18 protein-coding genes are annotated in these 25,430 nt (G+C 38.6%); all 18 read left to right on the forward strand.

All coding sequences use genetic code 11. The annotated features are described in order from the left end of the window. Positions 1-74: 74 nt before the first annotated feature. The 18 genes from NQ503_RS01790 (at position 75) to NQ503_RS01880 (ending at position 25,430) form a co-directional block, all read left to right on the forward strand. Entirely contained in the window at positions 75-2,192 is a 2,118-nt protein-coding gene (locus NQ503_RS01790) for an NAD-dependent epimerase/dehydratase family protein (protein WP_005425737.1), read from the forward strand. Then, positions 2,189-3,085: a hypothetical protein gene (locus tag NQ503_RS01795; protein ID WP_005425739.1), complete on the forward strand. Its 897-nt coding sequence runs from the start codon at positions 2,189-2,191 to the stop codon at positions 3,083-3,085. The genes NQ503_RS01790 and NQ503_RS01795 overlap by 4 nt, the downstream gene beginning before the upstream one ends. After that, the gene (locus NQ503_RS01800; protein ID WP_227190339.1) at positions 3,070-4,908 is read left to right on the forward strand and encodes a DUF2194 domain-containing protein; all 1,839 of its coding nucleotides are present in this window, start codon (positions 3,070-3,072) and stop codon (positions 4,906-4,908) included. The genes NQ503_RS01795 and NQ503_RS01800 overlap by 16 nt, the downstream gene beginning before the upstream one ends. After that, the gene (gene pelF, locus NQ503_RS01805) at positions 4,895-6,343 is read left to right on the forward strand and encodes a GT4 family glycosyltransferase PelF (RefSeq protein ID WP_192924934.1); all 1,449 of its coding nucleotides are present in this window, start codon (positions 4,895-4,897) and stop codon (positions 6,341-6,343) included. The genes NQ503_RS01800 and pelF overlap by 14 nt, the downstream gene beginning before the upstream one ends. Continuing rightward, positions 6,324-7,793, forward strand: coding sequence for an exopolysaccharide Pel transporter PelG (gene pelG / locus NQ503_RS01810; RefSeq protein ID WP_117739263.1), 1,470 nt, complete (start codon positions 6,324-6,326; stop codon positions 7,791-7,793). The genes pelF and pelG overlap by 20 nt, the downstream gene beginning before the upstream one ends. Beyond that, positions 7,780-9,576: a CotH kinase family protein gene (locus NQ503_RS01815; protein WP_044925799.1), complete on the forward strand. Its 1,797-nt coding sequence runs from the start codon at positions 7,780-7,782 to the stop codon at positions 9,574-9,576. Before pelG ends, NQ503_RS01815 begins: the two co-directional genes overlap by 14 nt. After that, on the forward strand, positions 9,563-10,309 hold the full coding sequence (locus tag NQ503_RS01820; RefSeq protein WP_005425750.1) for a polyphosphate polymerase domain-containing protein: 747 nt from the start codon (positions 9,563-9,565) through the stop codon (positions 10,307-10,309). Before NQ503_RS01815 ends, NQ503_RS01820 begins: the two co-directional genes overlap by 14 nt. Continuing rightward, positions 10,306-10,977: a DUF4956 domain-containing protein gene (locus NQ503_RS01825; RefSeq protein WP_005425751.1), complete on the forward strand. Its 672-nt coding sequence runs from the start codon at positions 10,306-10,308 to the stop codon at positions 10,975-10,977. The genes NQ503_RS01820 and NQ503_RS01825 overlap by 4 nt, the downstream gene beginning before the upstream one ends. Next, positions 10,970-12,331 carry a DUF4832 domain-containing protein gene (locus tag NQ503_RS01830; RefSeq protein ID WP_044925803.1) on the forward strand — a complete coding sequence of 454 codons (1,362 nt, stop codon included), beginning with the start codon at positions 10,970-10,972 and terminating at the stop codon, positions 12,329-12,331. The genes NQ503_RS01825 and NQ503_RS01830 overlap by 8 nt, the downstream gene beginning before the upstream one ends. 360 nt (positions 12,332-12,691) lie before the next feature. Beyond that, the gene (guaA, locus tag NQ503_RS01835; protein ID WP_044925805.1) at positions 12,692-14,269 is read left to right on the forward strand and encodes a glutamine-hydrolyzing GMP synthase; all 1,578 of its coding nucleotides are present in this window, start codon (positions 12,692-12,694) and stop codon (positions 14,267-14,269) included. Positions 14,270-14,674: 405 nt separating this feature from the next. Then, entirely contained in the window at positions 14,675-14,896 is a 222-nt protein-coding gene (locus NQ503_RS01845) for a helix-turn-helix domain-containing protein (protein ID WP_044925806.1), read from the forward strand. 1 nt (position 14,897) lies between these two features. Further along, on the forward strand, positions 14,898-16,505 hold the full coding sequence (locus tag NQ503_RS01850) for a class I SAM-dependent DNA methyltransferase (protein WP_005425770.1): 1,608 nt from the start codon (positions 14,898-14,900) through the stop codon (positions 16,503-16,505). Continuing rightward, positions 16,492-17,634 carry a restriction endonuclease subunit S gene (locus NQ503_RS01855; protein WP_005425772.1) on the forward strand — a complete coding sequence of 381 codons (1,143 nt, stop codon included), beginning with the start codon at positions 16,492-16,494 and terminating at the stop codon, positions 17,632-17,634. The genes NQ503_RS01850 and NQ503_RS01855 overlap by 14 nt, the downstream gene beginning before the upstream one ends. Before the next feature lie 3 nt (positions 17,635-17,637). Further along, the gene (locus tag NQ503_RS01860; RefSeq protein ID WP_005425776.1) at positions 17,638-21,069 is read left to right on the forward strand and encodes a type I restriction endonuclease subunit R; all 3,432 of its coding nucleotides are present in this window, start codon (positions 17,638-17,640) and stop codon (positions 21,067-21,069) included. Positions 21,070-21,101: 32 nt separating this feature from the next. After that, positions 21,102-23,852, forward strand: a complete 2,751-nt coding sequence (locus NQ503_RS01865; RefSeq protein ID WP_044925807.1) for an ATP-dependent DNA helicase — start codon at positions 21,102-21,104, stop codon at positions 23,850-23,852. Between the two features lie 52 nt (positions 23,853-23,904). Beyond that, entirely contained in the window at positions 23,905-24,357 is a 453-nt protein-coding gene (locus NQ503_RS01870) for a DUF4869 domain-containing protein (RefSeq protein ID WP_005425778.1), read from the forward strand. After that, the gene (locus NQ503_RS01875; protein WP_005425779.1) at positions 24,347-24,748 is read left to right on the forward strand and encodes a hypothetical protein; all 402 of its coding nucleotides are present in this window, start codon (positions 24,347-24,349) and stop codon (positions 24,746-24,748) included. Before NQ503_RS01870 ends, NQ503_RS01875 begins: the two co-directional genes overlap by 11 nt. A gap of 1 nt (position 24,749) precedes the next feature. Continuing rightward, complete coding sequence (locus tag NQ503_RS01880) at positions 24,750-25,430, forward strand: hypothetical protein (protein WP_005425780.1); 681 nt, start codon at positions 24,750-24,752, stop codon at positions 25,428-25,430.

Genomic DNA, 25,430 nt, shown 5'->3' on the forward strand with positions numbered 1-25,430 from the left:
TGCGATTGCCGCGGGGACGGTGTTTTTTGTTCTTGAAAATAATAAAACAAAGTATTTGTAAAGGCAGGCAATACATGAGGACTCTACTGGTTGGAAATACGGGGTATATTACAAATAGATTTGTTGAGGAAGCATTTCCGGAAAGCCTGGTAATGGTAATGGGAGATACCAATATCAGGAAAAATCGTAAGAAAAATCTGTTTGTGCGTCCGTTTGTGAAAAATGAAAAAGAACTGGAAGATATTTTCATTACATATGATTTTGAACAGATCATTTATTTCTCCAATTATCTGACATTCCATGGAGAAACACGTGGAGAAGCTGAGATGCTTCGTAAAATACTGCAGTTGTGCAGAGGAAAAAGAAATATGCGTATTGTATATCTGACAGGTCCTGAACGCTTGTATGATGTTCCGACAGGAAAAACACTGTTGGTTTCCGAAATGGAAAATCTGTGCAGAGAATACGCAAAACTTTATAAGATCACTGTAAAAATAATTCGGTCTCCTTATTTATATTCAGAACAGTATGAGAAAGATTTCCTGAATACGGTTTTCCGTGAAATTTCAACAGAGCAGAAAATAACCTTTCAGGAAGATGAGTCACAGAGAATGTTTTTCATGTCAATGCAGGATCTGGCAGAACTTATGTATAAAATTTTTGATAACTGGGATGAGGATGAAGAAATTCTCAATATAGCGGATGGGTTTGATCATTGCTTTAAGGATCTGGGAGATAAACTGACAGAATTGTGTCCTCATCTTAAGGTTTCATATGCACGATACAGCATAATGGAAAATATGTTAAAGGATGACAAAATAATCCGCTATAAATACGGCTGGTTTCCTAAAATCTCAATATTGGAAGAGATTCCGGAGCTTTACGAACATTATCAGGAAAGAAATAATATAAAGGCAGGCCGACTGGATAGTTTAAAACATATTTTGTCAAAATATAAAACAGTTGTGAGAGCTGCGGAGTTTGCGGCATTTTTTATTTTGTTTGAATTGCTGAATGGAATAGCCGGAAATCAGGCACAGTTTAAAATGATCGATCTTCGTCTGATTTTTGTTATGTTGTTTGGCAGTACGTATGGGATCAATTATGGAATTGCAGCGGCAGCGGCAGAAAGCTTATCACTTATACGTGCGTTTGAAGCAGAAGGAAGCAGCTGGTATGTACTGTTCTATGAACCTTCAAACTGGATTCCATTTATCTTTTATTTTGCGGTTGGAGCGATCTGCGGTTATATCCGGATGAAAAATAAGGATAATGTACAATTTATTAAAGAAGAAAATAATTTGCTTCAGGAGAAATTTCTTTTTACCCGTGAAATGTATCAGGAAACCATAGAGGATAAAAACCTGTATAAAAAACAAATACTTGGAAGTAAAGACAGCTTTGGAAAGATTTTTGATATCACAAGAAAACTGGATGTGATCCAGCCGCAGGAACTATATATTGAAACGATCCGTGTTCTGGAAGATGTTTTGGAAAATAAAACCTTTGGACTTTACACATTGAATCGGGAAAATGGTTATGGACGTCTGGAGACAGCATCCGCACAGGTGCAGGGAAATTATCCGAATTCGATAAAACTGAGTGAGTATTCAGCTGCAATGGAAGAACTGGAAAATGGAAATGTGTGGGCAAACCGGGAATTCCTGGAAAAATATCCTATGTATATGGCGGGAGTCCGGAAAAACGGAGAGCTCGTAATGCTGATCTGTATTCAGCAGGTCAGTCGCGAGCAGATGTCATTGTATTTCCTGAATCTTTTCAAGATTCTTTCCGGCCTGGTGGAAACGTCTCTTCTGCGTGCATTGGAATATCAGAAAGCAGTGGAATATCGACAGTATGTGAAAGGAACGCATATATTAAAAACAGAATATTTTGAAGAGCGGTTGAAAGTACAGCATGATATGCGGGAACAGAAGCTGGCATCTTACGTATTGCTGAAAGTTGAATATTCGGAAATGTCACTGAAGGAAGCAGATGAGATTCTGCGCTCCAAGGTGAGAGAAAATGATGTCTGGGGAATCTCGGAAAGCAAGGAATTATATCTGATGCTGGTTCAGACGGATAAAGAAGCTCTTCCGATCATCCTTGCAAGGCTGAAGCAGGCCGGGCTTGTGTGCAGACAGATAGACGAAGAGCTTACAGGCAATAACAGAACAGGAGAAAACAAATGATCCGGACAGTAAGTGGAATCGTGCTGCTCATCCTGCATCTGACGGTTTGTATTCTTATATGGGCAGGAATCAGAAGTGGTATGCTTAAAGTAAAAAAATACCTGATAATACCTGTGATTTTTGTACCTGTATGGGGAGCTTTAAGCATGTTGATCCTCCATCTTCAGGTTTTTAGCAAAGCTGAAAACAGCAGAAAAATAGGTATAGAAAAGCTTCAGGTCAATGAAGAGATATACAAAAATAACTTCAGGTTAAGGGAAGAAAATGATCATGATATTGTTCCCCTGGAGGAAGCACTTCTGATCAATGATCCGGAAAAACGCAGAAAGCTGATCATGGATATTCTGAATGATGATCCTTCAAAATATATCGAACTTCTGGAGAAGGCCCGGATGAATGAGGATGTGGAGGTTGTTCATTATGCGATCACTGCCATGGTAGAACTGTCTAAGGATTATGACAGCAAACTGCAGACTTTTGAACGCACATATGCAGCTGCACCGGAGGATCCGGTTGTACTGGATGAGTATTGTGATTTTATGGAAGAATATCTGCAGCAGGGATTGCTTGAAAAACAGGTGGAACATATGCAGAGAAATCAGTACACACAGCTTCTTCAGAAGAAGATCAAAACAGATATGAATTTCCACAGCTGTTTGTGTCTGGCAGACAATTTAATGAAGCTTAAAGATTACTCAGGAGCTCAGCAGATTCTGGATGTTATAGATAAAAAATGGCACAGAAGAGAAGAATACTGGGTGAGAAAAATCCAGTTATTTGCAGAGCAGAAAAATGGCAGGGCAATTCAGGCAGCTCTGAAACAGATGAAAGAGGAGCATATTTATTTGTCTTCAAAGAGTAAGGAGGTTCTGGCTTTTTGGTTAGATTCATAAAGAAGATCAGGAATTTTCAGTTTAAGGGGATCTTGATGATCCTGGGCTGTTTTATACTGATCGCAGCTGTGCTTTTTGCAGAAAGATCTGGGGTTCAATACCAGGAAAAAAAGAGACAGATTTCTTATATAGATAAGGATAAAATCATAACAGAAAAAGAGGCGGCAGATTCATTAAAAAAGACATGTCTGGTTTTGCGTGACAGCAGCCAGGAAGAGAGTGAACAAGCCTGGATAGAGTTTCAGCGTATTTTTATGGATATGCGTGTTGGAACGGATGTGATTGATGTACAAAAGGATACAATTCCCGATCTGGACGCCTATGAGATAGTTGTGCTTCTGCTCAGTGATCTTGATCCATTAAAAGAGAAGGTTCTGGATATCTGTGAATGGGTAGAAGATGGTGGAAGTGCAATGTTTGCACTGACACTGCAGAAGAATACATATGTGTCTCTGATAGAGCAAAAGCTTGGAATTATCTCATCCGGTTATGAGAATACAGAGGTGGATAGCATCTATTTTGATAAGGATTTTTTGATCGGTGGCGGACAGGCTTATACGATCATGGATCCATATGACTCCGCATGGGAAGTGGAACTTGCGGAAACCGCAAGGGTTTATGCCAGAGTTGGAGATCAGAGTGGAACACCAGTAATCTGGGAAGAGGATTATGGCAAAGGCAGATTTGTAGTTGATAATTTTGGATTATATGAAAAAGCGGTCAGAGGCTTTTATGCTGCTTCTTATAGTCTGCTTACGGATGCGGGAGTTTATCCTGTGATCAATGGCTCTGTGTTTTATTTGGATGATTTTCCTTCCCCAGTACCGGGAGGAGATGGTACCTATGTCAGACGTGACTATAATACTAATATTGCAGATTTTTATTCCAATATCTGGTGGCCGGATATGATGTCACTTGCAGCAGAGCATGGCGTCAGATATACGGGTGTGATGATCGAAAACTATGAAGATGAGACAGATGGAAAAATCAAAAAGCAGACAGACACACAGAGATTTCAGTACTTTGGAAATATGATCCTGCATCAGGGTGGAGAACTGGGCTACCATGGGTATAACCACCAGCCATTAAGTCTGTCAAATGTGGATTATGGAGATGTTCTTCCATATAAGACGTGGATAAGTATGAAAGCAATACAGGATGCATTTGGTGAACTGATCCGTTTTGGAAAAGAGATGTTTCCCGGAACAGAGCTGTCGGTGTATGTACCACCTTCAAATGTACTCTCAGAAGAAGGAAGAAAAATGCTGGCTGAAAAATTCCCGGAGATCCGAACAATAGCAAGTAACTATTTCCCTGGTGAATACGCATATGTACAGGAGTTTGAGACGGCGGATGATGGAATTGTTGAACAGCCCAGAATCATATCCGGTGCGATCATTGATGATTATATGCAGATGGCAGCACTTTCAGAACTGAATATGCATTTTGTAAACAGTCACTTTATGCACCCGGATGATCTTCTGGATGAAGATCGTGGAGCTGCACTGGGATGGGAAAAACTAAGAGCAAGACTGGATGAATATATGACCTGGATGAATGAATCAGCACCGTCACTCCGAAATCTTACAGGTTCGGAGCTGGCAGGAGCTGTTCAGCGCTATGGTGCCCTGACCGTAGACAAAGAGATCACAGATCAGGAGATCAGAATTCATCTTGGAAATTTCTATGATGAAGCCTATCTGATGGTCAGAATCAACGATGGTACACCGGGACAGGTTACAGGCGGCGAACTTACAAATGTTACCGGAAATCTTTATCTTCTGCATGCGCAGGAGAGCGAAGTGGTGATTGAGCGAAATTGAGGAGAAAACAGTGAAGATCTGTCTGATTTTGGAGGGATGTTATCCCTATGTGTTTGGTGGGGTTTCCACCTGGATGCACCAGTATATCAATAAAATGAAAGAACATGAATTTGTATTGTGGGTGATTGGTGCAAAGGCAGAAAACAGAGGAAAGTTTGTTTATGAGTTTCCGGAAAATGTTACGGAAGTACATGAGGTTTTTCTGGATGATGCGCTGAGGATGAAGGATACCGGCAGGTTAAGACATTCATTTTCTGACGAAGAAACACAGTCTCTCAGAGAATTGATGCTTTGTGGGAGACCGGACTGGGAAATTTTATTCCGGCTGTATCATGATAAACATATGAATCCAATGTCATTTCTGAAGAGTGAGGAATTTCTGCAGATCCTTATAGAATGCTGCGAAGAACACTACCCATATATTGCATTTGCAGATGCTTTTCATACCATGCGTTCAATGCTGCTCCCGGTGCTGTATCTGATGGGGACAGAGGTGCCGAAGGCAGATGTATACCATGCAATCTGCACCGGTTATGGAGGTCTTCTTGCCTGTCTGGGAGGTTATGTGAACAAAAAAGACGTGCTTCTTACAGAGCATGGGATTTATACACGTGAAAGAGAAGAAGAGATCATCCGTGCCAAATGGGTGGTGCCATCTTTTAAGAAACAGTGGATTTCTTTTTTCTATATGCTGTCAGATATGATATATCAGAGAGCATTTCGCGTGACCAGTCTTTTTACCAACGCTATGCATACGCAGGTAAGCATGGGTTGTGATAAAGATAAATGCAGAGTGATATCTAACGGAATAGACTATGACCGACTGTCAGGGATTCCGCTGAAAGAGCCAGATGGCTGGATTGATATTGGCGCGGTAGTAAGACTGGCACCGATCAAAGATATCAAAACGATGATATATGCATTTTTTGAGTTGTCAGCGCGGTTACAGAATGTGCGCCTGCATATCATGGGAGGCGTGGATGATGAAGAATATGCAGAGGAATGCTATGCGCTGGTTGACCAGCTGAAAATAAAAAATATAATTTTTACAGGGCGTGTAGATATTGTCAAATATATGGAAAAGCTGGATTTTACAATACTTACAAGCATTTCAGAAGGACAGCCACTATCGGTTCTGGAATCTTTTGCCGCAAGACGTCCGTGTGTGACAACGGATGTCGGATGCTGCAGAGAACTTCTTGAAGGAAGCGAGGGGGACTCTTTTGGGCGGGCCGGATATTATGTGGCACCTATGTATCGTGAGGGTCTGGCGGATGCAATGGAAAAGCTGTGTGTGTCGGAGCCAAGACGAAGAAGAATGGGAGAAAATGCTCAGAACAGAGTGAAAACCTATTACAAACATGAAGATATGATGGAGAATTATCGTAAAGTATACAGGGAGGTTGAAGAGAAAAATGGCTGGAATAGGATTTGAGCTGAAAAAACTTTTCAACAGGCGTGGACTGTTTGCGACATTTCGGGCTTACGGATATGCTGGAGTTGTATGTACCGGACCAATGCTCCTGGGAGTTGTGCTTCTTCTTGGGGTTATGTTTTTGTGTGATATCACAGGCGGTTCAAGACACAGCAGAGAACTGCTGGTATGTATGATCACATATACTCTGCTGGCATCCCTGACCGTCACAAGTTTTCTTTCTATGGTGGTCACCAGATTTATTGCAGATCAGCTGTATGAAGAAAATTATGAGGCAGTACTGCCTTCGTTCTGGGGATCTTCAGGGCTCATGCTGATTGTGGGAGGCATTCTTTATGGAGTTTTTCTCATATTTTCAGGAGCCGGACTACTGGATGGATTTCTCTGCTTTGGATTTTTTGGAGAGCTGATCATTACCTGGAATGCGATGAGCTATCTTACTGCGATCAAAGATTACAGAGGAATTCTTCTGGCTTTTATCGCAGCGATCCTGGTGACATTTCTGACAGGGTGGATTCTCCTTATGACAGGGATTCCACATGTTGAGGCGTTACTGATTGCTGTTTCTGTCGGTTATGGTGTAATGATGGTGTGGGATGTGACGCTTCTGTATCAGTATTTTCCGTCAGGAAATGTAAGCGCCTTTTTCTTTCTGAGATGGGTGGATCAGTTTTTACCACTGGCATTTACGGGTCTTTTTATCAATATCGGATTGTTTGCGCATCTGGTGATCATGTGGATGGGACCACTGCAGGTAAAAGTACAGGGGCTTTTTGTCGGGGCGCCGTACCATGACGTTCCGGCGTTGATCGCTTTTCTTACTATATTAGTTACAACTGTAAATTTTGTGGTTTCAGTAGAGGTGAATTTCTATCCGAAATATCGAAATTATTACAGTCTGTTTAACGACAAGGGTGCAATAGGAGATATTAAACAGGCCGGAAAAGAGATGCGAAAAATCTTAAATATGGAACTAAAATATACGGCACTGAAACAGCTGCTGACTACGGCGCTGGTGATTTCGGTGGGAGGTATCCTTCTGGAGTATCTGCCGCTTGGTTTCAACGATCTGATGGAAGGATATTTCCGGACACTTTGTGTGGGATATGGCCTTTATGCGGTAGCAAATACAATGCTGCTTCTCCTGTTATATTTTACGGATTACAAAGGCGCATTGTGGTCTTCCGGGATTTTTGCGGCAGGAACTTCTGTATTTACGATAATATCCCTGTTTTTCCCACAGGTATATTATGGATTTGGTTTTCTGGCTGGATGTGTGGCGTTTTTTCTGTTCTCAGTTCTGAGACTGGATTACTATACAAAAAGGCTTCCGTATTACATCCTGAGTGTACAGCCGGTGGTTCAGGAGGAAAAAACAGGTATATTCACAGAACTTGGATATTTTCTTGATAAAAAACTAGAAGGGAGACAGGAGCTTGAGAAAATATAAAAAAGCAGCAGGATTGCTGGCAGTGTCCCTGGTCATTTCGATGTGCAGCGGATGTGTTATGGACAGAGAAAAAAGCAACGAAAGTCAGGCAGGTGAAACAGCGAATCTGACAGATGAAGATGCAGAAATAAAAAAAGCTGCGAAACAGGACATCAATGAAGTACATCTGAGAGATAAAGATACTTTATACGAAAATGATGATGAGACCAGTGTGGTGACAATGTATCTGACTGTTTCGAGAGGAAATGTATCGGAGAATACAGATCATTCCTGGAAGGAAATCAACAATTATTCGGTATATGACTATGATACTATGGGAGTGGAACGTTATCAGGCTGCGGCTCTTCTGCAGGTCGGGGATGAAGATGGTCCACAGCAGGGAGCGGTCGGTTATGGAGAAACTGCGCCAAATGCCACAGTGCAGGTCCGGGGACAGACATCCAGCGAATATGCACAGAAGAATTACAAAATCGAGCTGAAAAAAAACAAGGGAACCTGGCGTGGACAGAGAACGATCAATCTGAATAAACATATGGGCGAAGGAATGCGTTTCCGAAATAAACTGGCTTATGATCTGATGAAGAAAATTCCGCAGATGCTTTCGCTCCGAACACAGTTTGTACATTTGTATGTGAAGGACAATACAGATGGAACGAGTGACAGCTTTGCAGATTATGGATTATATACGCAGGTAGAGCAGCTAAATAAAACAGGAATGAAGGCTCATGGCCTGGACTCGAATGGACAGCTGTACAAAATTAATTCTTTTGAATTCTATCGCTATGAGGACGTGATCAAAAAAGAAGATGATGCGGATTACGACCAGAAAAAGTTTGAAGAATATCTGGAAATAAAAGGAAATTCTGATCACAGTAAACTGATAGAGATGCTGGATACAGTCAATGATTACTCGATACCGATTGATGAGATTCTGAACCAGTACTTTGATACGGAAAATATTACCTATTGGATGGCATATCAGATCCTGACCGGAAATGTGGATACACAAAATAGAAATTCTTATATTTACAGTCCGCTTAATTCCGATACATGGTATTTTATCAGTTGGGATAATGATGGTTCTTTTATGAGAACAGAATATAAAATACGGCAATTTTCAGATCAGGGCGGCTGGGAATCCGGAATCAGTAATTACTGGGGAAATGTCTTATTTCAGAGATGCCTGAAATCACAGACATTCCGAGATAAATTAAATGATGCGATCCTGGATCTGAAGGAAAATTATCTTACAGAGGACAGGCTCACCACGATGATTGAGAGTTACAAGAGCGTTGTAAAACCCTATGCGTATTCCATGCCGGATCAGATGAATGAGCCTCTGACGGAGGAACAGTATGAGCAGGTGGCAGCTGCAATTCCCGGAGAGGTGGAGACAAATTATCAGCTGTATCTGGAAAGCCTGGAAAAGCCGATGCCATTTTATATTGGAGTACCGGTTATAGAAGATAATAAACTGAAGCTGATCTGGGATGTTTCCTATGATTTGGATGCAGAGGATATTACATATACCGTTGAAGTTGCAAGAGATTATCTGTTTCAGGATGTTATTTACAGCTCAGAGAATCAGCTGCTTCCAGAAATGGAGATGGATGTACCAGAAGCCGGACAGTACTTTGTCAGGGTGCGTGCAGGCAATAAATCCGGATACACACAGGATGCCTTTGATTATTACGTAACAGATTCCGGCAAGAATTATGGAATGAAATGCTTTTATGTCACAGAAGACGATCAGATTGAGGAAGATATTTATGATGAAAAGTAAGAAAGAGTTATTTCGAAATGAGTGGAAATATCTGATCAGTGTGGGAGAAAAAGAACTTCTTCGTCTGCGTATGTCACCGTTTCTTCATCTGGATCCTCATGCAGATGAAGGGGGATATATGATCCGAAGTCTTTACTTTGATGATTACTGGAACAGTGCGTATGAGGAAAAAGAAGCTGGAATTCTGATGCGAAAAAAATACCGTATCCGAATCTATAATTACAGTGACAGATCCATAAAACTGGAGAGAAAGAAAAAGCATGGAAGCTATATCTTTAAAGAAAGCGCACCTCTGACTCGTGAAGAAGTAGAGAAGATTCTGGCTGGGGATTATGAATTTCTTCTGAAAAGCCAGTATCCTCTGTGCAGAGAGTTTTATGTAGAGTGTGTGAGCAATATGATGCGTCCGCGTACGATCGTGGATTATGACAGAGAACCCTGGATCATGGATGAGGGGACTGTCAGAGTTACATTTGACAGAGATGTGAGAGCAGCAATTGGAAGTTTTGATATTTTTGATCCGACTTTGCCGACGCTTCCGGTGCTGGAACCCGGAAAACTTGTTATGGAAGTGAAATTTACAGAGATGCTCCCTCAGATCGTCAGAGATATTCTGCCGCCTCATGCAGCTGAATTTACGGCAGTTTCAAAATATGTACTCTGTTATGAGAAAACAAGATATATGAATGGGTTTGAATACTGGTATGAAATACAGGAAAGGGAGATATTATGAGTGTAAAAGACATGATAAAAAAGTCCGTGCTGGAATCAGGTGTATTTGATCAATATAATATTTCGAGTATTCTGGTCGCTCTGGTTGCAGCACTGGCGTTGGGAATTCTTATTTTTCTGGTATACAGAAGATTTTATACAGGCGTTATTTATTCAAGAACTTTTGCAGTAACTCTGGTAGGAATGACTGTTCTGACCTGTATGGTAACGCTGGCGATCAGCACCAATGTTGTAATTTCACTTGGTATGGTTGGTGCACTTTCCATTGTCCGTTTTCGTACAGCAGTAAAAGATCCTATGGATCTTTTGTATCTGTTTTGGGCGATCACCACGGGAATCACGGCAGGAGCTGGAATGTATGTGCTGGCGCTTATTGCGGCAGCAATTATGATCCTTATGATAATACTGTTTTACAGCAGACAGCAGAGAGGGAAAATTTATATTGCAGTTATCCATTACAGTGGAGATGAAGCAGGAGATGAGGTTATCCGATGCTTTGGAAAACGAAAATATTTTATAAAGTCTAAAACTATGCGTAAAGAAAAAACGGAAATGGCAGTAGAGATCTTCTGTAAACAGGCAGATATGGACTTTATGGAAAAAATCCGTGCGATCGAGCATGTAGATGATGTGACATTGATCCAGTATAATGGGGAATATCATGGCTAAAAAAAGAGTGATACGTTGTCTGATCATCATTCTGACAATTGTATTGGCAGCAGGAGTGGAAATGTTCTGGCTAAGCAGAAGAAAAACAATAAAACAATATAAAGAAAGTCAGGCGGCTTTTGGAAATCCGCTTATGGGATATGTCCCAAGTGCATGGTATAACGAGGTTTCGGAAGACATTTCACTTTTGTATATGGATATCACATGGGCGGAGCTGGAACCGGAAGAAGGCGTTTACAACTGGGCGTCAATTGACGAAGAAAATCAGATTTCGAGATGGCGAAAAGAGGGAAAACATCTGGTACTCAGATTTGTCTGTGATATTCCGAGTGATGAAGAACATATGGATATCCCGGAATGGCTGTATGAGAAGAGTGGAAAGGCCGGCAAATGGTATGACGGAGAGTATGGCAAAGGTTTTGCACCGGATTATAATAGTCCGACGATCATTTCCTGTCATAAAAAGGCAGTCAGAGCGATCGGAGAGCATTTTGGACAGGATGGTCTGATCAGCTATGTTGAACTTGGAAGTCTTGGCCACTGGGGAGAATGGCATGTGAACTACAGTGAGGGGATACAGAGAATCCCAAGGGAAGCGGTAAGAGATAAATACATTCTTCCATGGACAGAAGCATTTCCTGATGCAATGATTCTTATGCGCAGACCTTTTGCAGCAGCAGAAAAGTATGGATTTGGACTGTACAACGACATGACCGGACAGCCGGAGGCCACACAGAGCTGGTTGGGCTGGATCAATAATGGTGGTGAATATGATCAGACAGGTGAAAAGAATGTAATTGTTCCAATGAAGGATTTCTGGAAAACAGCACCTTCCGGAGGAGAATTCACGAGTTCTCTTTCAATGGAAGAAATGCTGGATACAAATCTGTCCGGGACTGTAGAAATGATCCGGGAAGCACATACTACTTTTCTGGGACCAAAGATTCCAGATGAAAACTATGTGGATGGATATAAAGAAGTTTTGAAAAATATGGGATATCGGCTGTGGATTTCAATGGCAGAACTGAAGAATACCGCTAAAGGCAGCAGATTGAAGCTGACATGGGAAAACTCAGGAGTGGCGCCGATGTACAAGGAATGGCCGGTGTACGTGTATATTGAAGATGAATCCGGCAAACTTGTTGAAAAGAGCAGGATCTCAATAAAAATATCTTCGCTGCTTCCGGGAGAAAAAGCGACTACATTGACTGCACTGGAAACAGAAAGACTGAATAGTCTTCTGGAAAAGGGATATCGGCTTTCGGTTGGGATTGAAGATCCTATGACGGAACTTCCTTGTGTTCGCTTTGCAATGGAAACTTTGTACCAGGAAGGGAAAAACTATCTCTGGTAATGAGTAAATAAAAAGAATCCATAAAAAGAAGGAGGGCCGGGCTGTCAGGCCCGGCGAGTATGAAAAAGAAAAATATATGTAAAAAAGCATTTGCTTTATTTGCTTATTAATATACAGGGAATCTGTGATGAAACTGTGATGAGAAATTGAAGAAAACGTGAGGGATTTCTAAAGAAGAAATAAATTTTATTAAAGAAGCAGAAAAGTAGCTGGAAAATACAGAGACACAAAAATAAAAAGAAATTAGCCGTTGTAAAAGTCCACCTACTCATTTATAATGAAAAAAGATTCTAAAGAGAGTTCTGTTACTGTGCACGAAGTGAACAGTAACGAATTTATAGGGAAAACAGGAGGAAAGCCTTGAAAAAAGAGTTAGTTATTGTTATTGATTTTGGCGGTCAGTACAATCAGCTGGTTGCAAGACGTGTCAGAGAATGTAACGTATATTGCGAAATCTATTCATACAAGACCGATCTTGAGAAGATTAAAGCGATGAATCCTAAGGGAATTATCCTTACCGGCGGCCCGAACAGCTGCTACGAAGCAGATTCACCGACTTATCAGAAGGAGCTGTTTGAACTTGGTGTTCCGGTTCTTGGACTTTGCTACGGCGCTCAGCTTATGATGCATGTCCTTGGCGGTAAAGTTGAAAAAGCAGATGTCAGCGAATATGGTAAGACAGAACTGCTGGTTGACAAAAAAGATTCCAGCATTTTCAAAAACGTATCAGAAAAAACAATCGTTTGGATGAGCCATACAGATTACATTTCCAAAGCGGCACCTGGATTTGAAATCTCTGCACATACAGCAGACTGCCCGGTAGCAACAGCAGAAAACGCAGAAAAGAAACTGTATGCAATTCAGTTCCATCCGGAAGTACTTCATTCTGTAGAAGGAAAGACAATGCTGTCCAACTTCGTACTGGGTGTATGTGGATGTGCCGGTGACTGGAAGATGGATGCTTTTGTTGAGCATACGATTAAGGAAATCCGCGAAAAAGTTGGCGATGGCAAAGTACTTCTTGCCCTGTCCGGTGGAGTTGATTCTTCTGTTGCAGCAGGTCTCCTTTCCAGAGCAATCGGAAAGCAGCTTACCTGCGTATTTGTAGATCATGGCCTTCTCCGCAAAGACGAAGGTGATGAAGTGGAAGGTGTATTCGGACCAAACGGACAGTTCGATTTGAATTTCATCCGTGTCAATGCGCAGCAGAGATACTATGATAAACTTGCCGGTGTAACAGAGCCGGAAGCAAAACGTAAGATCATCGGTGAAGAATTCATCCGAATTTTCGAAGAAGAGGCAAAGAAGATTGGAGCAGTGGATTTCCTTGCACAGGGAACTATTTATCCTGACGTTGTAGAGAGTGGTCTTGGCGGAGAATCTGCAGTGATCAAATCCCATCACAACGTAGGTGGTCTTCCGGATTTCGTAGATTTCAAAGAAATCATTGAGCCACTTCGTGATCTTTTCAAAGATGAAGTCCGTAAAGCCGGTCTGGAGCTTGGAATTCCGGAAAGACTGGTATTCCGTCAGCCATTCCCGGGACCGGGACTTGGTATCCGTATTATCGGAGAAGTGACCGAAGAAAAAGTACGCATCGTACAGGATGCAGATTTCATCTATCGTGAAGAAGTCGACAAAGCAGCCGCCGACTACAAGAAAGAACATGGAGAAGAACCATCCTGGATGCCGAACCAGTACTTCGCAGCGCTTACCAACATGCGAAGTGTAGGGGTTATGGGCGACTTCAGAACTTATGATTATGCAGTTGCACTTCGTGCAGTCAAGACTATCGACTTCATGACAGCAGAGTCCGCAGAGATTCCATATGCAGTGCTGAATAAGGTAATGAACCGTATCATCAATGAAGTTAAGGGTGTAAACCGCGTATTCTATGATCTGACCAGTAAGCCACCGGGAACGATCGAGTTTGAATAAAACGTGTTTGTTCGCAAACCTCATTATTCAGTTTTTGTAAAAATGAATAATCTATACACTTTAAGGTTCTGAATCTACATAGTAGGTTCGGAGCCTTATTTTTGTGAGAACAAATTCATAATTCGAATTTTAAACCTATCAAATTCGATAGGTTTAAAGCAGAATCTGAAGATAATGTTTTTGCGTTGACACCGCAGCAGAGGATAAAAGCAACAGATGCAATCGGTATCGCATCAAAACCAAGACGATATGGCGGTACTTATGCTCATACGGATATAGCATTTGAGTTTGCTTTATATATAATTTAGAGATTGAAAAAATCAATTTCAGATTGAAATAAGCTGGATTTGATGATATAATGAAAAAGAAATGATAAATAGTTGTAATGATATGAAAGGGATAATAATGGCAATCAGATATAACAAATTATGGAAGAAATTAATAGATGAAAATATGATGAAAGTTGACCTTAGAGATCAGGCAGGAATTACAACAAATGCACTGGCTAAACTAGGGAAGAATGAACATGTAAGTACGCAAGTTTTGGAAAAAGTATGTAAAGTATTGCATTGTGAGATACAGGATATCATGGAATTTGTTCCAGACGAGGAAGGGGAAGAAAAGTAATATGGCTAAGAAGAAAACAACGGAAAAGGCATTGAACATAGATAATATTTTATTTAATTGTAGAGATTATTTGCGTGCGGCACGTAATTCTGGCTCATTCTTTGAAAAAAGAGATATGATGCTTACGCTAGTGTTCTTGAGGTTTATCGGCGAAAAGTATGAGGATGGAATTGAAAATCTAAAACAGACACTTAAAGAGCAGGGATTAGATCCGGAAGATGAGAACATTAGAGCAGCATTCTTTGATGATGCTACTTTTGCAGATGGTACATATAATTTACCACCAGAAGCAAGATGGTCGACTATTATCAGTACACCGGCACCACAGCTTAATGTTGCACTTGATACAGCTTTGCAAAGGCTTGAGGAAGAAGATCCACAGTTGAAAGGCTGTTTTGTTAAAGGAACATTTACAGCACGCAATTTAGCAGCTAATGATATAAAGAAAATTGTTGATGAAGTGAACAAAATCAGTCATAAGACATTTGGAGAGGAAAAAGACCTTATTGGTCGTGTATACGAATACTTTCTTAAGGAGTTTGCGGTAAATGCTACAAAGGAGGAAGGAGAATTTTATACACCTCATGACGTAGTTCAACTTATTGCAACGATGATTGAGCCTTATGATGGCACCTTATATGATCCTTGCTGTGGTTCGGGAGGAATGTTTATTCAGAGTGCTGAACTTGTAAAGTCAAAGCAGGGAAACTTAAATGGTATCAATGTATATGGTCAGGAAAAAGAACCGGCTACATATCGCCTTGCGAAAATGAATTTGGCTTTGCGTGGAATTAGCCATAATCTAGGAGAAGAAGCAGATTCATCATTTACACATGATTTACACAAGGGGTTGCACTTTAACTATATTATGGCAAATCCACCTTTTAATCTGAAGGGCTGGTATAATGACAATTTGAAAAATGACGGTCGTTGGTCTGACTATCAAACGCCACCTGAAAGCAACGCAAATTATGCATGGATTTTGCATATACTTTCACATTTGAAGAAAACTGATGGAGTAGCAGGATTCCTTCTTGCGAATGGTGCATTGAATGATAGCGATACATTGGAAATACGTAAGGAACTGATTCAGAATGATAAAATTGAGGCTATCGTTGTTCTGCCAAGAGAATTGTTTATTACTACAGATATCAGTGTTACTCTGTGGATTCTAAATCAGAATAAAAAAGGTGGAAAATACCATGGAAGAAATCTCCGAAACCGCGAGCATGAGATACTCTTTATGGATTTACGCCAATGGACAGAAAATGCTGTTAAGGGTGAGAGCAAAAAGAAAGTTCGGTTGGATACAGAACAAATTGAGAAGGCAGCAGATATTTATCACACATGGCAATGTGAGGAAACTGATGGAGCAGCCTATGAGATACCAGAACTTTACCGTGGTGTGTGCATTAATGAAATTGAAAGTAAAGGTTGGGCTCTTACACCAAGCAAATACATTGAGTTTATTGACCATGATTTAGAAATTGATTATGAAAAAGAAATGGCTCGTATTCAATCTGAAATGAAAGAGATTATGAAGCTGGAAAAGAAATCCCAGCAGATGTTGGAAGATGCATTTAGGGGGATTGGATATGGGATTGACTAAATATAAATTTGGTGAATTGATTGAATTAACAAATGAAAAAAATGCCAATGGATTATATGGTGAAGATGATGCAATAGGTGTAAACATCGATAAAATTATTATGCCAATGAGAGGAAATTTGGAGAAGAAAGATTTTTCAAATTTCCATTTAGTTCCACCAAGGCACTTTGCATACAATCCAAGAGGAAGTAGAAAACTCGGTATTGGTTTTAATGATACTGAAAAAACATTTATTATCACTTTTAATGACAATGTTTTTAGAATTAAGGAAACAGCAAAGAAAAAAATATTGGACACATATTTATTCATGTATTTATGTAGAAAAGAATGGGACAGATACGCAGAGTTTATTTCATGGGGAAGTTCCACTGAGGTTTTTGATTGGAATATATTTTGTGAAGAAGAAATTTTTCTTCCACCAATTCAAATCCAACAAAAATATGTAGATGTTTATAATGCTATGCTTGAAAATCAGAAAAGCTATGAGCGTGGATTGGATGATTTAAAACTCGTTTGTGATGCATATATTGAAGAACTTAGAAAAGAGCTGCCACATAAGAAGTTAGGAAATTATATCGCTCTTTGTGACGAAAAAAATGATGATTTAGTATATGGTTTAGACGCGGTACGCGGTATATCCATTGAAAAAAGATTCATATACACAAAGGCAAACATGGAAGGAGTATCTCTGAAACCATACGCAGTTGTAAAGCCAGATGAATTTGCATATGTTACAGTCACTTCAAGAAATGGAGAGAAAATATCACTTGCTAGAAACAATAGTGATGAAACATATATATGTTCCTCGTCGTATATTGTGTTCAAAGTAGATGACACAAATACGTTATTGCCTGCATATTTATCTATGCTGTTTGAAAGAAGTGAGTTTAATAGATATTCTCGATTTAATTCATGGGGAAGTGCGAGGGAAACTTTTGATTGGGAAGAAATGAAAAATGTTTTAATTCCGATTCCAAACATTGAAATTCAACAGGATATTGTAAATATTTTTGAGGCTTATAATACTCGTAGAGATATTAACGAAAAACTCAAAGCACAGATAAAAGATATCTGTCCTATTCTTATCAAAGGGTCTATAGAAGAGGCGAGAAAAGCAAAGGAGGCATAGCCTATGGCAAGATTAAAAGAATACAATGGCCATTATTGTGAATCAGAATATGAATATGCCTTCATTGGATTTTTAGAAGCGGAAGGTTGGAAGTATTCTTCTGGCAATAATATCCATCGTGTCACAAAAAGAGATATACTAATTGTTGATGATTTCAAGAAGTTTATAGCAGACACCAATCCGGATTTGACGGAAGAGGAAGTGACACAAATTTACGATAATGTCCGTCTTGTAGGTGCGGAAAGTGATTTTGCCACTTTGCACAAAGTGTATGGTTGGATGGTAAATGGTGTTCAGTTTACACCGCAGGATGGGCTACCAAGAATGATACCACTTATTGATTTTGACAATTTGGATAAGAATATCTTCCGTGTAGTAAATCAGTTTACAGTAGAATATACAAACAATGGTCAGAAAGAAAATCGTAGACCGGATGTACTCTTATTTGTAAATGGTATGCCACTGTGTGTTATTGAGTTAAAAAATCCTGCGGATGCAAATGCGACCATTTATGATGCGTGGGAGCAAATTAATATTCGCTATTGGAGAGATATTCCACATCTTTTACATTACTGTCCTTTGGCTTGTATCTCCGACGGTGTTAAAACAAGACTTGGAACAGTTCGTACTCCTTATGAGCATTTTTATGCATGGAGACGTGTGAATGATGGAGATGCAGTATCTACTCTGCCTTTTGAAGAAACCGAAACAATGATAAAGGGCGTTTATGCACCTGAACGATTCTTGGAGATTTTCAGAGATTACATTTATTTTCAAGATAGCATTTACGATAGTGACGAAGTTGAAATTGTATGTCGTTATCCACAGTTCTTTGCTGCAAGATTACTCAAGCAAAGTATTATTAATTCTGTTGTTCAAAAAAGCGGTAAAGGTGGAACATATTTTGGTGCGACAGGATGCGGAAAAACTTATACAATGGCTTTTCTTGCCCGTCAGCTTGCACTTCGCTGTACAGATATACCGGAAATCGGCTCACCGACAATTATCCTGATTGTTGACCGAGATGAACTTCAAAAGCAGGGGGCAAAGCTTTTTACAAAGAGTAAGGAATTTTTGAACCTTGGTGAAGTAGCTGTTGTAAAAAACAGAGCACAGTTAAGACAGGAACTTGGCGCAAGGCAAAGTGGCGGCTTTTACATTTGCACAATTCAGAAGTTCTGCGACCGGGAAGATGACAAAATCGGTCTTATTAATGACCGACAGAATATTATATGTTTCTCTGATGAAGCACACAGAACTCAGCTTGAACATTCTAAGAAGATTCAATTCAGCAAGGATGCTGATGAAAATATGAAAGCTATGGTTTCAAAGCCATACGCAAAGGTTTTGAAAGAAGCATTCCCACAGGCTACTTTTGTTGGATTTACCGGTACTCCTATTGCAGAGACTTATCAGACTTTTGGTGATGAAATTGATAGATATACCATGGATCAGGCAGTTGCAGACGGATTGACTGTTTCTATCAAATATCACCCTCGTATTGCAAAGGTTTTACTTGATAAGGTAAAAGTAAAAGAGATTGAAGATTACTATAAAAAATGTGCTGATGATGGTGCAACATATGAGGATATCGAAGCAAGTAAAAAAGCAATGAGTTCTATGGAAGTAATTCTTGGGGAACCTTCCAGACTTGCGCGTCTTGCTACAGATATTCATGACCATTATGTTTCATCTTGTGCAGGTGATCCGGACAGAATACAAAAAGCAATGGTTGTTTGTTCAAATAGAAAGATTGCATATGCATTACTTCAGAAATTCAAGGATAAATATCCGGAATGGTTTGAAGAAAAGAAATCACCTGATGGAGTTTCTGTAACCGAAGAAGAATTGAAACAATTGAAGCCAACGCCATTTATAGCAATGGTGTCTAGTGTCGGCAGTAACGATGAAGAAGACATGTATAATTACTTGGGTGGTGTTAAGAATGATAAGCGTTCAGAAGAACTTGATGCTGCTTTTAAACAGGAAAAATCAAACTTCCATATCGTTATTGTTGTAGATATGTGGATTACAGGCTTTGACGTTCCTTGTCTTACGTACTTATATAATGACAAGCCTCTTAAGAAGCATTTGCTGATACAGACGATTAGTCGTGTAAACAGAAAATATCCTGGAAAAGAATTTGGTATGGTAGTTGACTATATCGGCATTCGCGACAATATGCGTGAAGCAATGAAGATTTATGGTGGAGATACTTCGGTTGCTCCTACATCTGATGATGTTGAACAGGCTACATCAGTGTTCAGGGAAGAGTTAGAAATTTTAAAAACGCTGTTTAGTGATTATGATTTATCACCTTTCTTAAATCCAGATTGTGATCCTATCGAGCGTTACAGACTTCTTGCTAAAGCTGCCGAGTATGTATTTGCATCAACGCAGGAATTACAAACAGAAGGAAATAAGGGGTCTCAGAAGGTTTTATTTAAAACCTACTTTTTAAAGACAGTAAAACGAATGAGAACTGCTTTTGATATTTGTCAGCCTTCTGGTAACCTTGGAGAAGAAGAATCTGCACTTGCACAATGCTTTATGGCTATAGCTGGTTTTGTTCGCAAAATGAGTGGAACAAGTGAAGTGGATACAGATACTATGAACCGAGCGGTTTCCAAAATGGTTGAAGAAGCATTGAAATACAATCAGGTAGAAAGTGTTCTTGAAAGTGGCGAGGAAGAAGATATCTTTTCACTAGAATACTTTGAAAAACTATCTGATGTTAAAATGCCAGCAACCAAGTTAGAACTTCTTGTAAAAATGCTTCGTAAGCAGATTAAGGAATACGGAAAAGTGAATCAGTTAGCTGCAAAATCATTCCAAGAAATGCTGGAAAAGACTATTGAGGAGTATCATGAAAGACGTAAACATCTCACAGCAGAAGAAGCTGGAGAAACACAGGAAAAGGCATCTGAGGATATTATTAAGATTGCAACGGAACAGGCTTTAGCTATTCTTCGTCAAATGAATGAGAACAGAGAAAGTTTTCGTAAAATTGGTTTAACCTTTGAAGAAAAAGCATTTTATGATATTTTGATTTCACTGCGTGACCAATATAACTTTGAGTACGGAACAGATAAAGAAGTAGACGGTGTTGTAGTCAATGATAAATGTAAAGCATTAGCTAAGAAGATAAAGGATATTATTGATACAAAATCCTCATTTGCTGATTGGCTCAATAATCAGAATGTTCGTAACCAATTAAAACTTGACATAAAAATCTGTTTGGTGAAGAATGGTTATCCACCACAGTATAGTCCGGAAGTATTCAATAAAGTTATGGAACAGGTGGAGAATTTTGAGGAGTATTCCGTAACAGAAGATGTAGGAAATGAAGCAGCTACTTCTGCAAAGATTTATCAATATGAGCCAGAGTATAAGGTGATGAAGGTTGCGGAAGATTCGGCAAAATATGGAAAATAATAAATGAAGTATTATTTCTAGGAGGAGTTAATTTGGATTACATAGATATTATTGAAAAGAGTATATATAATATTGATTCAAAAATCTGTGGAATAATTGATGACTATAAAGTATTGCAAGATTCCCAAAAGGTTGCAGACTATGTAATTCAATTTCTTCGCACTTATTTAGAACATATTGCAGCACGTATATATGCTCATGAAAATCCTAATAAACAAGTACCAATTAGAGGAAAAGATAAATGGTATACCCAATATATGAAACCGCTTAAAGAGAATAATGAATATGGATATATATGGGATCTACATCATTCGCTTCAGATTACGACATCTCATTATGTACCTGCAGAGGATGGGGCTATTCGGTTAATGGATGGTTATTTATCTCAATTATATCAGTTAAGAGATCAGATGAGAGAGAAGTTTGGATTAGTTCTGATGAGTAATCTCGAAGGGTATCCGCAGGAGAAGAATTTTGAATTAGATCCATATTATGAAAAAATTTATATTGCATTGAAGGGTATACATTTGGAAGATGGCACAAAATATACTAACGATAGATATTACATTACAAGGAAAAAATACCGAACGGTAAATGGAAAAGGCTTTTTTGAATATACACTGTCATATGCACAGGAAGAAATAACTAAATTTGATAGATTTGTTGCATATTCATTTAATGATATTCCGGATAACTATTCTATTCAATGTGATTTCGCTCAAGCAAATGTAGATTTTAACGGAGTTGATATTGACATAAAGTGCCTCATTGCTTGGAATGTTTCTATACGTCCGTGCGAATTGGAGAAGTTAGTTGCAATCTGTGGATATGATATCGAAGTAAGAACTGATAATTTGTATTACAAAGCATTGATGAAATTTCTTAGTAGAACTGGAATGAATCTGCTAGACATTCTTTTGGCAGATGAGGAGGACTATGAGATTTATATTCAGCAAGTGGAACTGAGTAAGAAACCTGAATTGGAAGAAACTTTTGATAAAATAAGAGAGATTATCATTGGTGAAAAACCAGGAAGTAACATTTTAAGATACATCACCGCTTATTTGAAGAATGATGTAATTAGAGACCAGTTGGCGGATCGTTCAAATAATCGTCTATCGTATTTATATCTGAAGAATGAGGCAATACCATTTGATGAAATGCCGTATGCTTCAAGTTTATGTGGACATAATTTGTTAAAATCAAGATTGAATAAATGTTTAGAGATATATGATTGTGAACATCAATATGTGTCGGCAATGGTGAATAAAGAAGCTTATGATAGTAATACATTATATGTAACTGTGGATGATAATCAGTTGGATTATTATTGGTATGAGGTGGAGAAATTTAATCGAAACTTGTATAAAAGTACGAAACAGCAATTAAGAAAAATTGAGATTTTTGCAAACCATTTGTATGTTAAGAATTATTATGAGATAACCAAATCTGTTATAGAAAAGCTACAGCAATATACTTCGGAAGGTGTTGATGGTTATTCTGATATGCTTGCAAACAAAGCAGAATTTATGAATGAAATTGATGATGTTGAAAAGCAAAAAATATTAGAAAATATCTTTATAAATTCTAGATTAGGAATGGTTTATGGTGCAGCAGGAACAGGTAAAACAAGAGTAGCAGAGTATATTGCGAAATTATTCGATGATAAGAATATTCTTTTGCTTGCTAACACAAATGCTGCGAAAAATAATTTGGAGAGAAGAATAAATTCTTCTTGTGATTGCTACACAGTATATGACTATTTGAAAAATGGACATAGCTGGAAAAGGTATGATCTGGTTATTTTGGACGAGTGTAGTACAGTGTGTAATGAAGATGTTTTAAAGCTGTTTGAAAAGTGTAATGCGGAAGCATATTTACTGCTTGGTGATATATACCAGATAGAAGCAATAAAGTTTGGAAATTGGTTTAGTTTTGCAAGATATTTTGTTGATAAAAAATCTGTTTATGAGCTATCAACTCCGTACAGGGCAAAGGATAAAGCAATTCTGCTTGATATGTGGACTTGCGTGAGGGAATTTGATGAAAATCTGTTTGAAAGACTACAAGCAAATGGATTTATATCAACTTTAAATGAATCTATTTTTGAAAAAGATGATGAGGAAATCATTTTATGTTTAGGATATGATGGATTGTATGGAGTCAATAATATTAATAGATATATGCAGAAAATCAACCCGTCTAAGCCGATTGAATGGGGAAATTGGACATATAAGGTTGGAGATAAAGTTTTGTTCAATGAGAATAGAAGATTTGGAAACGTCTTATATAACAATTTGAAAGGTCGCATACTATCAATTGATAAGAAAACGAATGAAATAGTGTTTCAAGTACTGGTTGATAAAGTCATTGATAAAAGAGATGCTCTTTTTTCGGGTATTAAGCTTATTGATTGCGAGTGTGAGGGGAAATCTATTGTTAAGTTTGGAGTGAAAAAACGAATCGAACGGGATTCGGATGCTGATTATTCTGAAGAAATTGTACCATTTCAAATTGCTTATGCAGTATCCATACATAAAGCACAAGGGTTGGAATATGAATCTGTGAAGGTTGTAATTACAGAGGATGTTGATGAAAGAATATCACATAATATTTTCTATACTGCAATTACAAGGACAACAGATAGGCTTAAAATATACATGAGCAAAGAAACACAGAATAAACTTGCAGAGAAGTTTGTAAAAAGTAATGTAGGACTACAGCAGGCACAATTATTTGCAGGACATGCTGGATTGAAATTGAAAAATAAGTTGTCCTCATAAGTGAGTCAGTGTAAATGATCAAGAATATAATTTGTTAAAGGAGTGACACCGAATGATTGATATATACACAGAAAAAAAGGATTCAAAAGATTGGATTATCAAGAATGATTTATTCTTTAACTTAAATACAAGTAATGAAGAAATGTCTGATAATGAAGTTGCATTAATTAAGCAAGTCGATGATGCAAAATTGACACCAGACAAGCATATAGAAACTAAGTATGGATTGGGAACTATCCGTAATCTTTCTTCTGGATGTAAGACATTGCTCAATATAGTAAAGCATCCCGAAAAAGTGGTGTGCGTAGAGGAATGTGGACCTAATGTACTTAAGGTGATATTTTCCATGGATAATATAAAGATTTATATGTCACGCCCATCTCTTGCAGATATTCCGGATGATGCAATTATTAGATTTAATGATACGGATGTTGTGACGGGAAGTGCTGGGTACAATGCGTGGTGGAGTAAGGAATATGAAAGGAGAGAGGCGAATGATTTATAATAAAATAGCATTTCAAGCAGATCCTTTTTCATATGATTTGGTGTTCAATGATCGTATTACTCTTGTTGGCGGCGATAGTGGTACTGGAAAGACAGTACTTTATGACATATTGGAGGATTTGAAGCAAACCGAAGAATATAATGCAATTAAACTATTCAATTATAAATCTGAGGATGTATTAGAGAAATTGAAGCAGTGCAGAAACAATTTCGTTGTTATTGATAATGCTGATATTTTGATGGATGACGAGGTAAGGCGATTCATAAATTTTGAATTTTCGAATCAGTATATGTTATTCCTAAGAAATTGCGATGGACTGAACGTCTCAGATAAGAGTTTTAAGGTAATGAAGGTTGAGAGTAATATGATTACTTTAGAAGAGGAGTTGTGATATGAAGTATTTATGGACAGAGGACACAGGTGCTGGACTCCACTTCTGGAAATTAGTCAATCAGCTTTTCTTTGATAATGCACTTGTAGTTGAAAGTAAAGAGAGTAACCAAGGTATCTTGGATTCCTTGATATCATTGAATGCAAAGGAAGAAGATGAATATTACATAGCATTTGACTATGTGCCGGATAATCAGGATATTCGAAATAAGTATCGCCAGTTGAAACAATTAGTGGAAAAGTCTGAAGCAAAGGTTATCATTCTTGATATGATTTGTTTTGAATACTTTATATTGGCATTCGATAAGTTGGTGTCTTGGACTGGAACCGGTAAGACGGATAAGATAAAAATGCGCGAAGATATTCTTGCAGCAATAGAAGATCACAGAATAGATTTGTCAAAAATCGATAATCAGATGACAATGCATTATCTGTCTGGATTCAAGAGATATTCTACAGAGCGAGTGATGAAATCGTTGGTAGGTGAATTTACACAAAATGAAAAGTGGTCTGTCAAAGGTCCGCTTATGGGTGAATGCTGGTATAAGGATTGTTGTGTATCTGAACATCCGGATAGTCTTAGGTGTGGAAAGCCAGAGGTTGATGATGGTAATGAGAAGATGCGGATGTTGATACAGTCAGAGGAAATACAAAAAGTAATTATGATTAACAATAGCAACTAA

Origin of the sequence: Blautia obeum ATCC 29174 (assembly GCF_025147765.1) — a bacterium.
Taxonomy (GTDB): domain Bacteria; phylum Bacillota; class Clostridia; order Lachnospirales; family Lachnospiraceae; genus Blautia_A; species Blautia_A obeum.

Bases quoted from the DNA above. Each gene is read 5' to 3' on its own strand.
- NQ503_RS01790 (WP_005425737.1), top strand. From the start codon at position 75: ATGAGGACTCTACTGGTTGGAAATACGGGGTATATTACAAATAGATTT.
- NQ503_RS01795 (WP_005425739.1), top strand. From the start codon at position 2,189: ATGATCCGGACAGTAAGTGGAATCGTGCTGCTCATCCTGCATCTGACG.
- pelG (WP_117739263.1), top strand. From the start codon at position 6,324: ATGGCTGGAATAGGATTTGAGCTGAAAAAACTTTTCAACAGGCGTGGA.
- NQ503_RS01820 (WP_005425750.1), top strand. From the start codon at position 9,563: ATGATGAAAAGTAAGAAAGAGTTATTTCGAAATGAGTGGAAATATCTG.
- NQ503_RS01825 (WP_005425751.1), top strand. From the start codon at position 10,306: ATGAGTGTAAAAGACATGATAAAAAAGTCCGTGCTGGAATCAGGTGTA.
- NQ503_RS01830 (WP_044925803.1), top strand. From the start codon at position 10,970: ATGGCTAAAAAAAGAGTGATACGTTGTCTGATCATCATTCTGACAATT.
- NQ503_RS01845 (WP_044925806.1), top strand. From the start codon at position 14,675: ATGGCAATCAGATATAACAAATTATGGAAGAAATTAATAGATGAAAAT.
- NQ503_RS01850 (WP_005425770.1), top strand. From the start codon at position 14,898: ATGGCTAAGAAGAAAACAACGGAAAAGGCATTGAACATAGATAATATT.
- NQ503_RS01855 (WP_005425772.1), top strand. From the start codon at position 16,492: ATGGGATTGACTAAATATAAATTTGGTGAATTGATTGAATTAACAAAT.
- NQ503_RS01860 (WP_005425776.1), top strand. From the start codon at position 17,638: ATGGCAAGATTAAAAGAATACAATGGCCATTATTGTGAATCAGAATAT.
- NQ503_RS01870 (WP_005425778.1), top strand. From the start codon at position 23,905: ATGATTGATATATACACAGAAAAAAAGGATTCAAAAGATTGGATTATC.
- NQ503_RS01875 (WP_005425779.1), top strand. From the start codon at position 24,347: ATGATTTATAATAAAATAGCATTTCAAGCAGATCCTTTTTCATATGAT.
- NQ503_RS01880 (WP_005425780.1), top strand. From the start codon at position 24,750: ATGAAGTATTTATGGACAGAGGACACAGGTGCTGGACTCCACTTCTGG.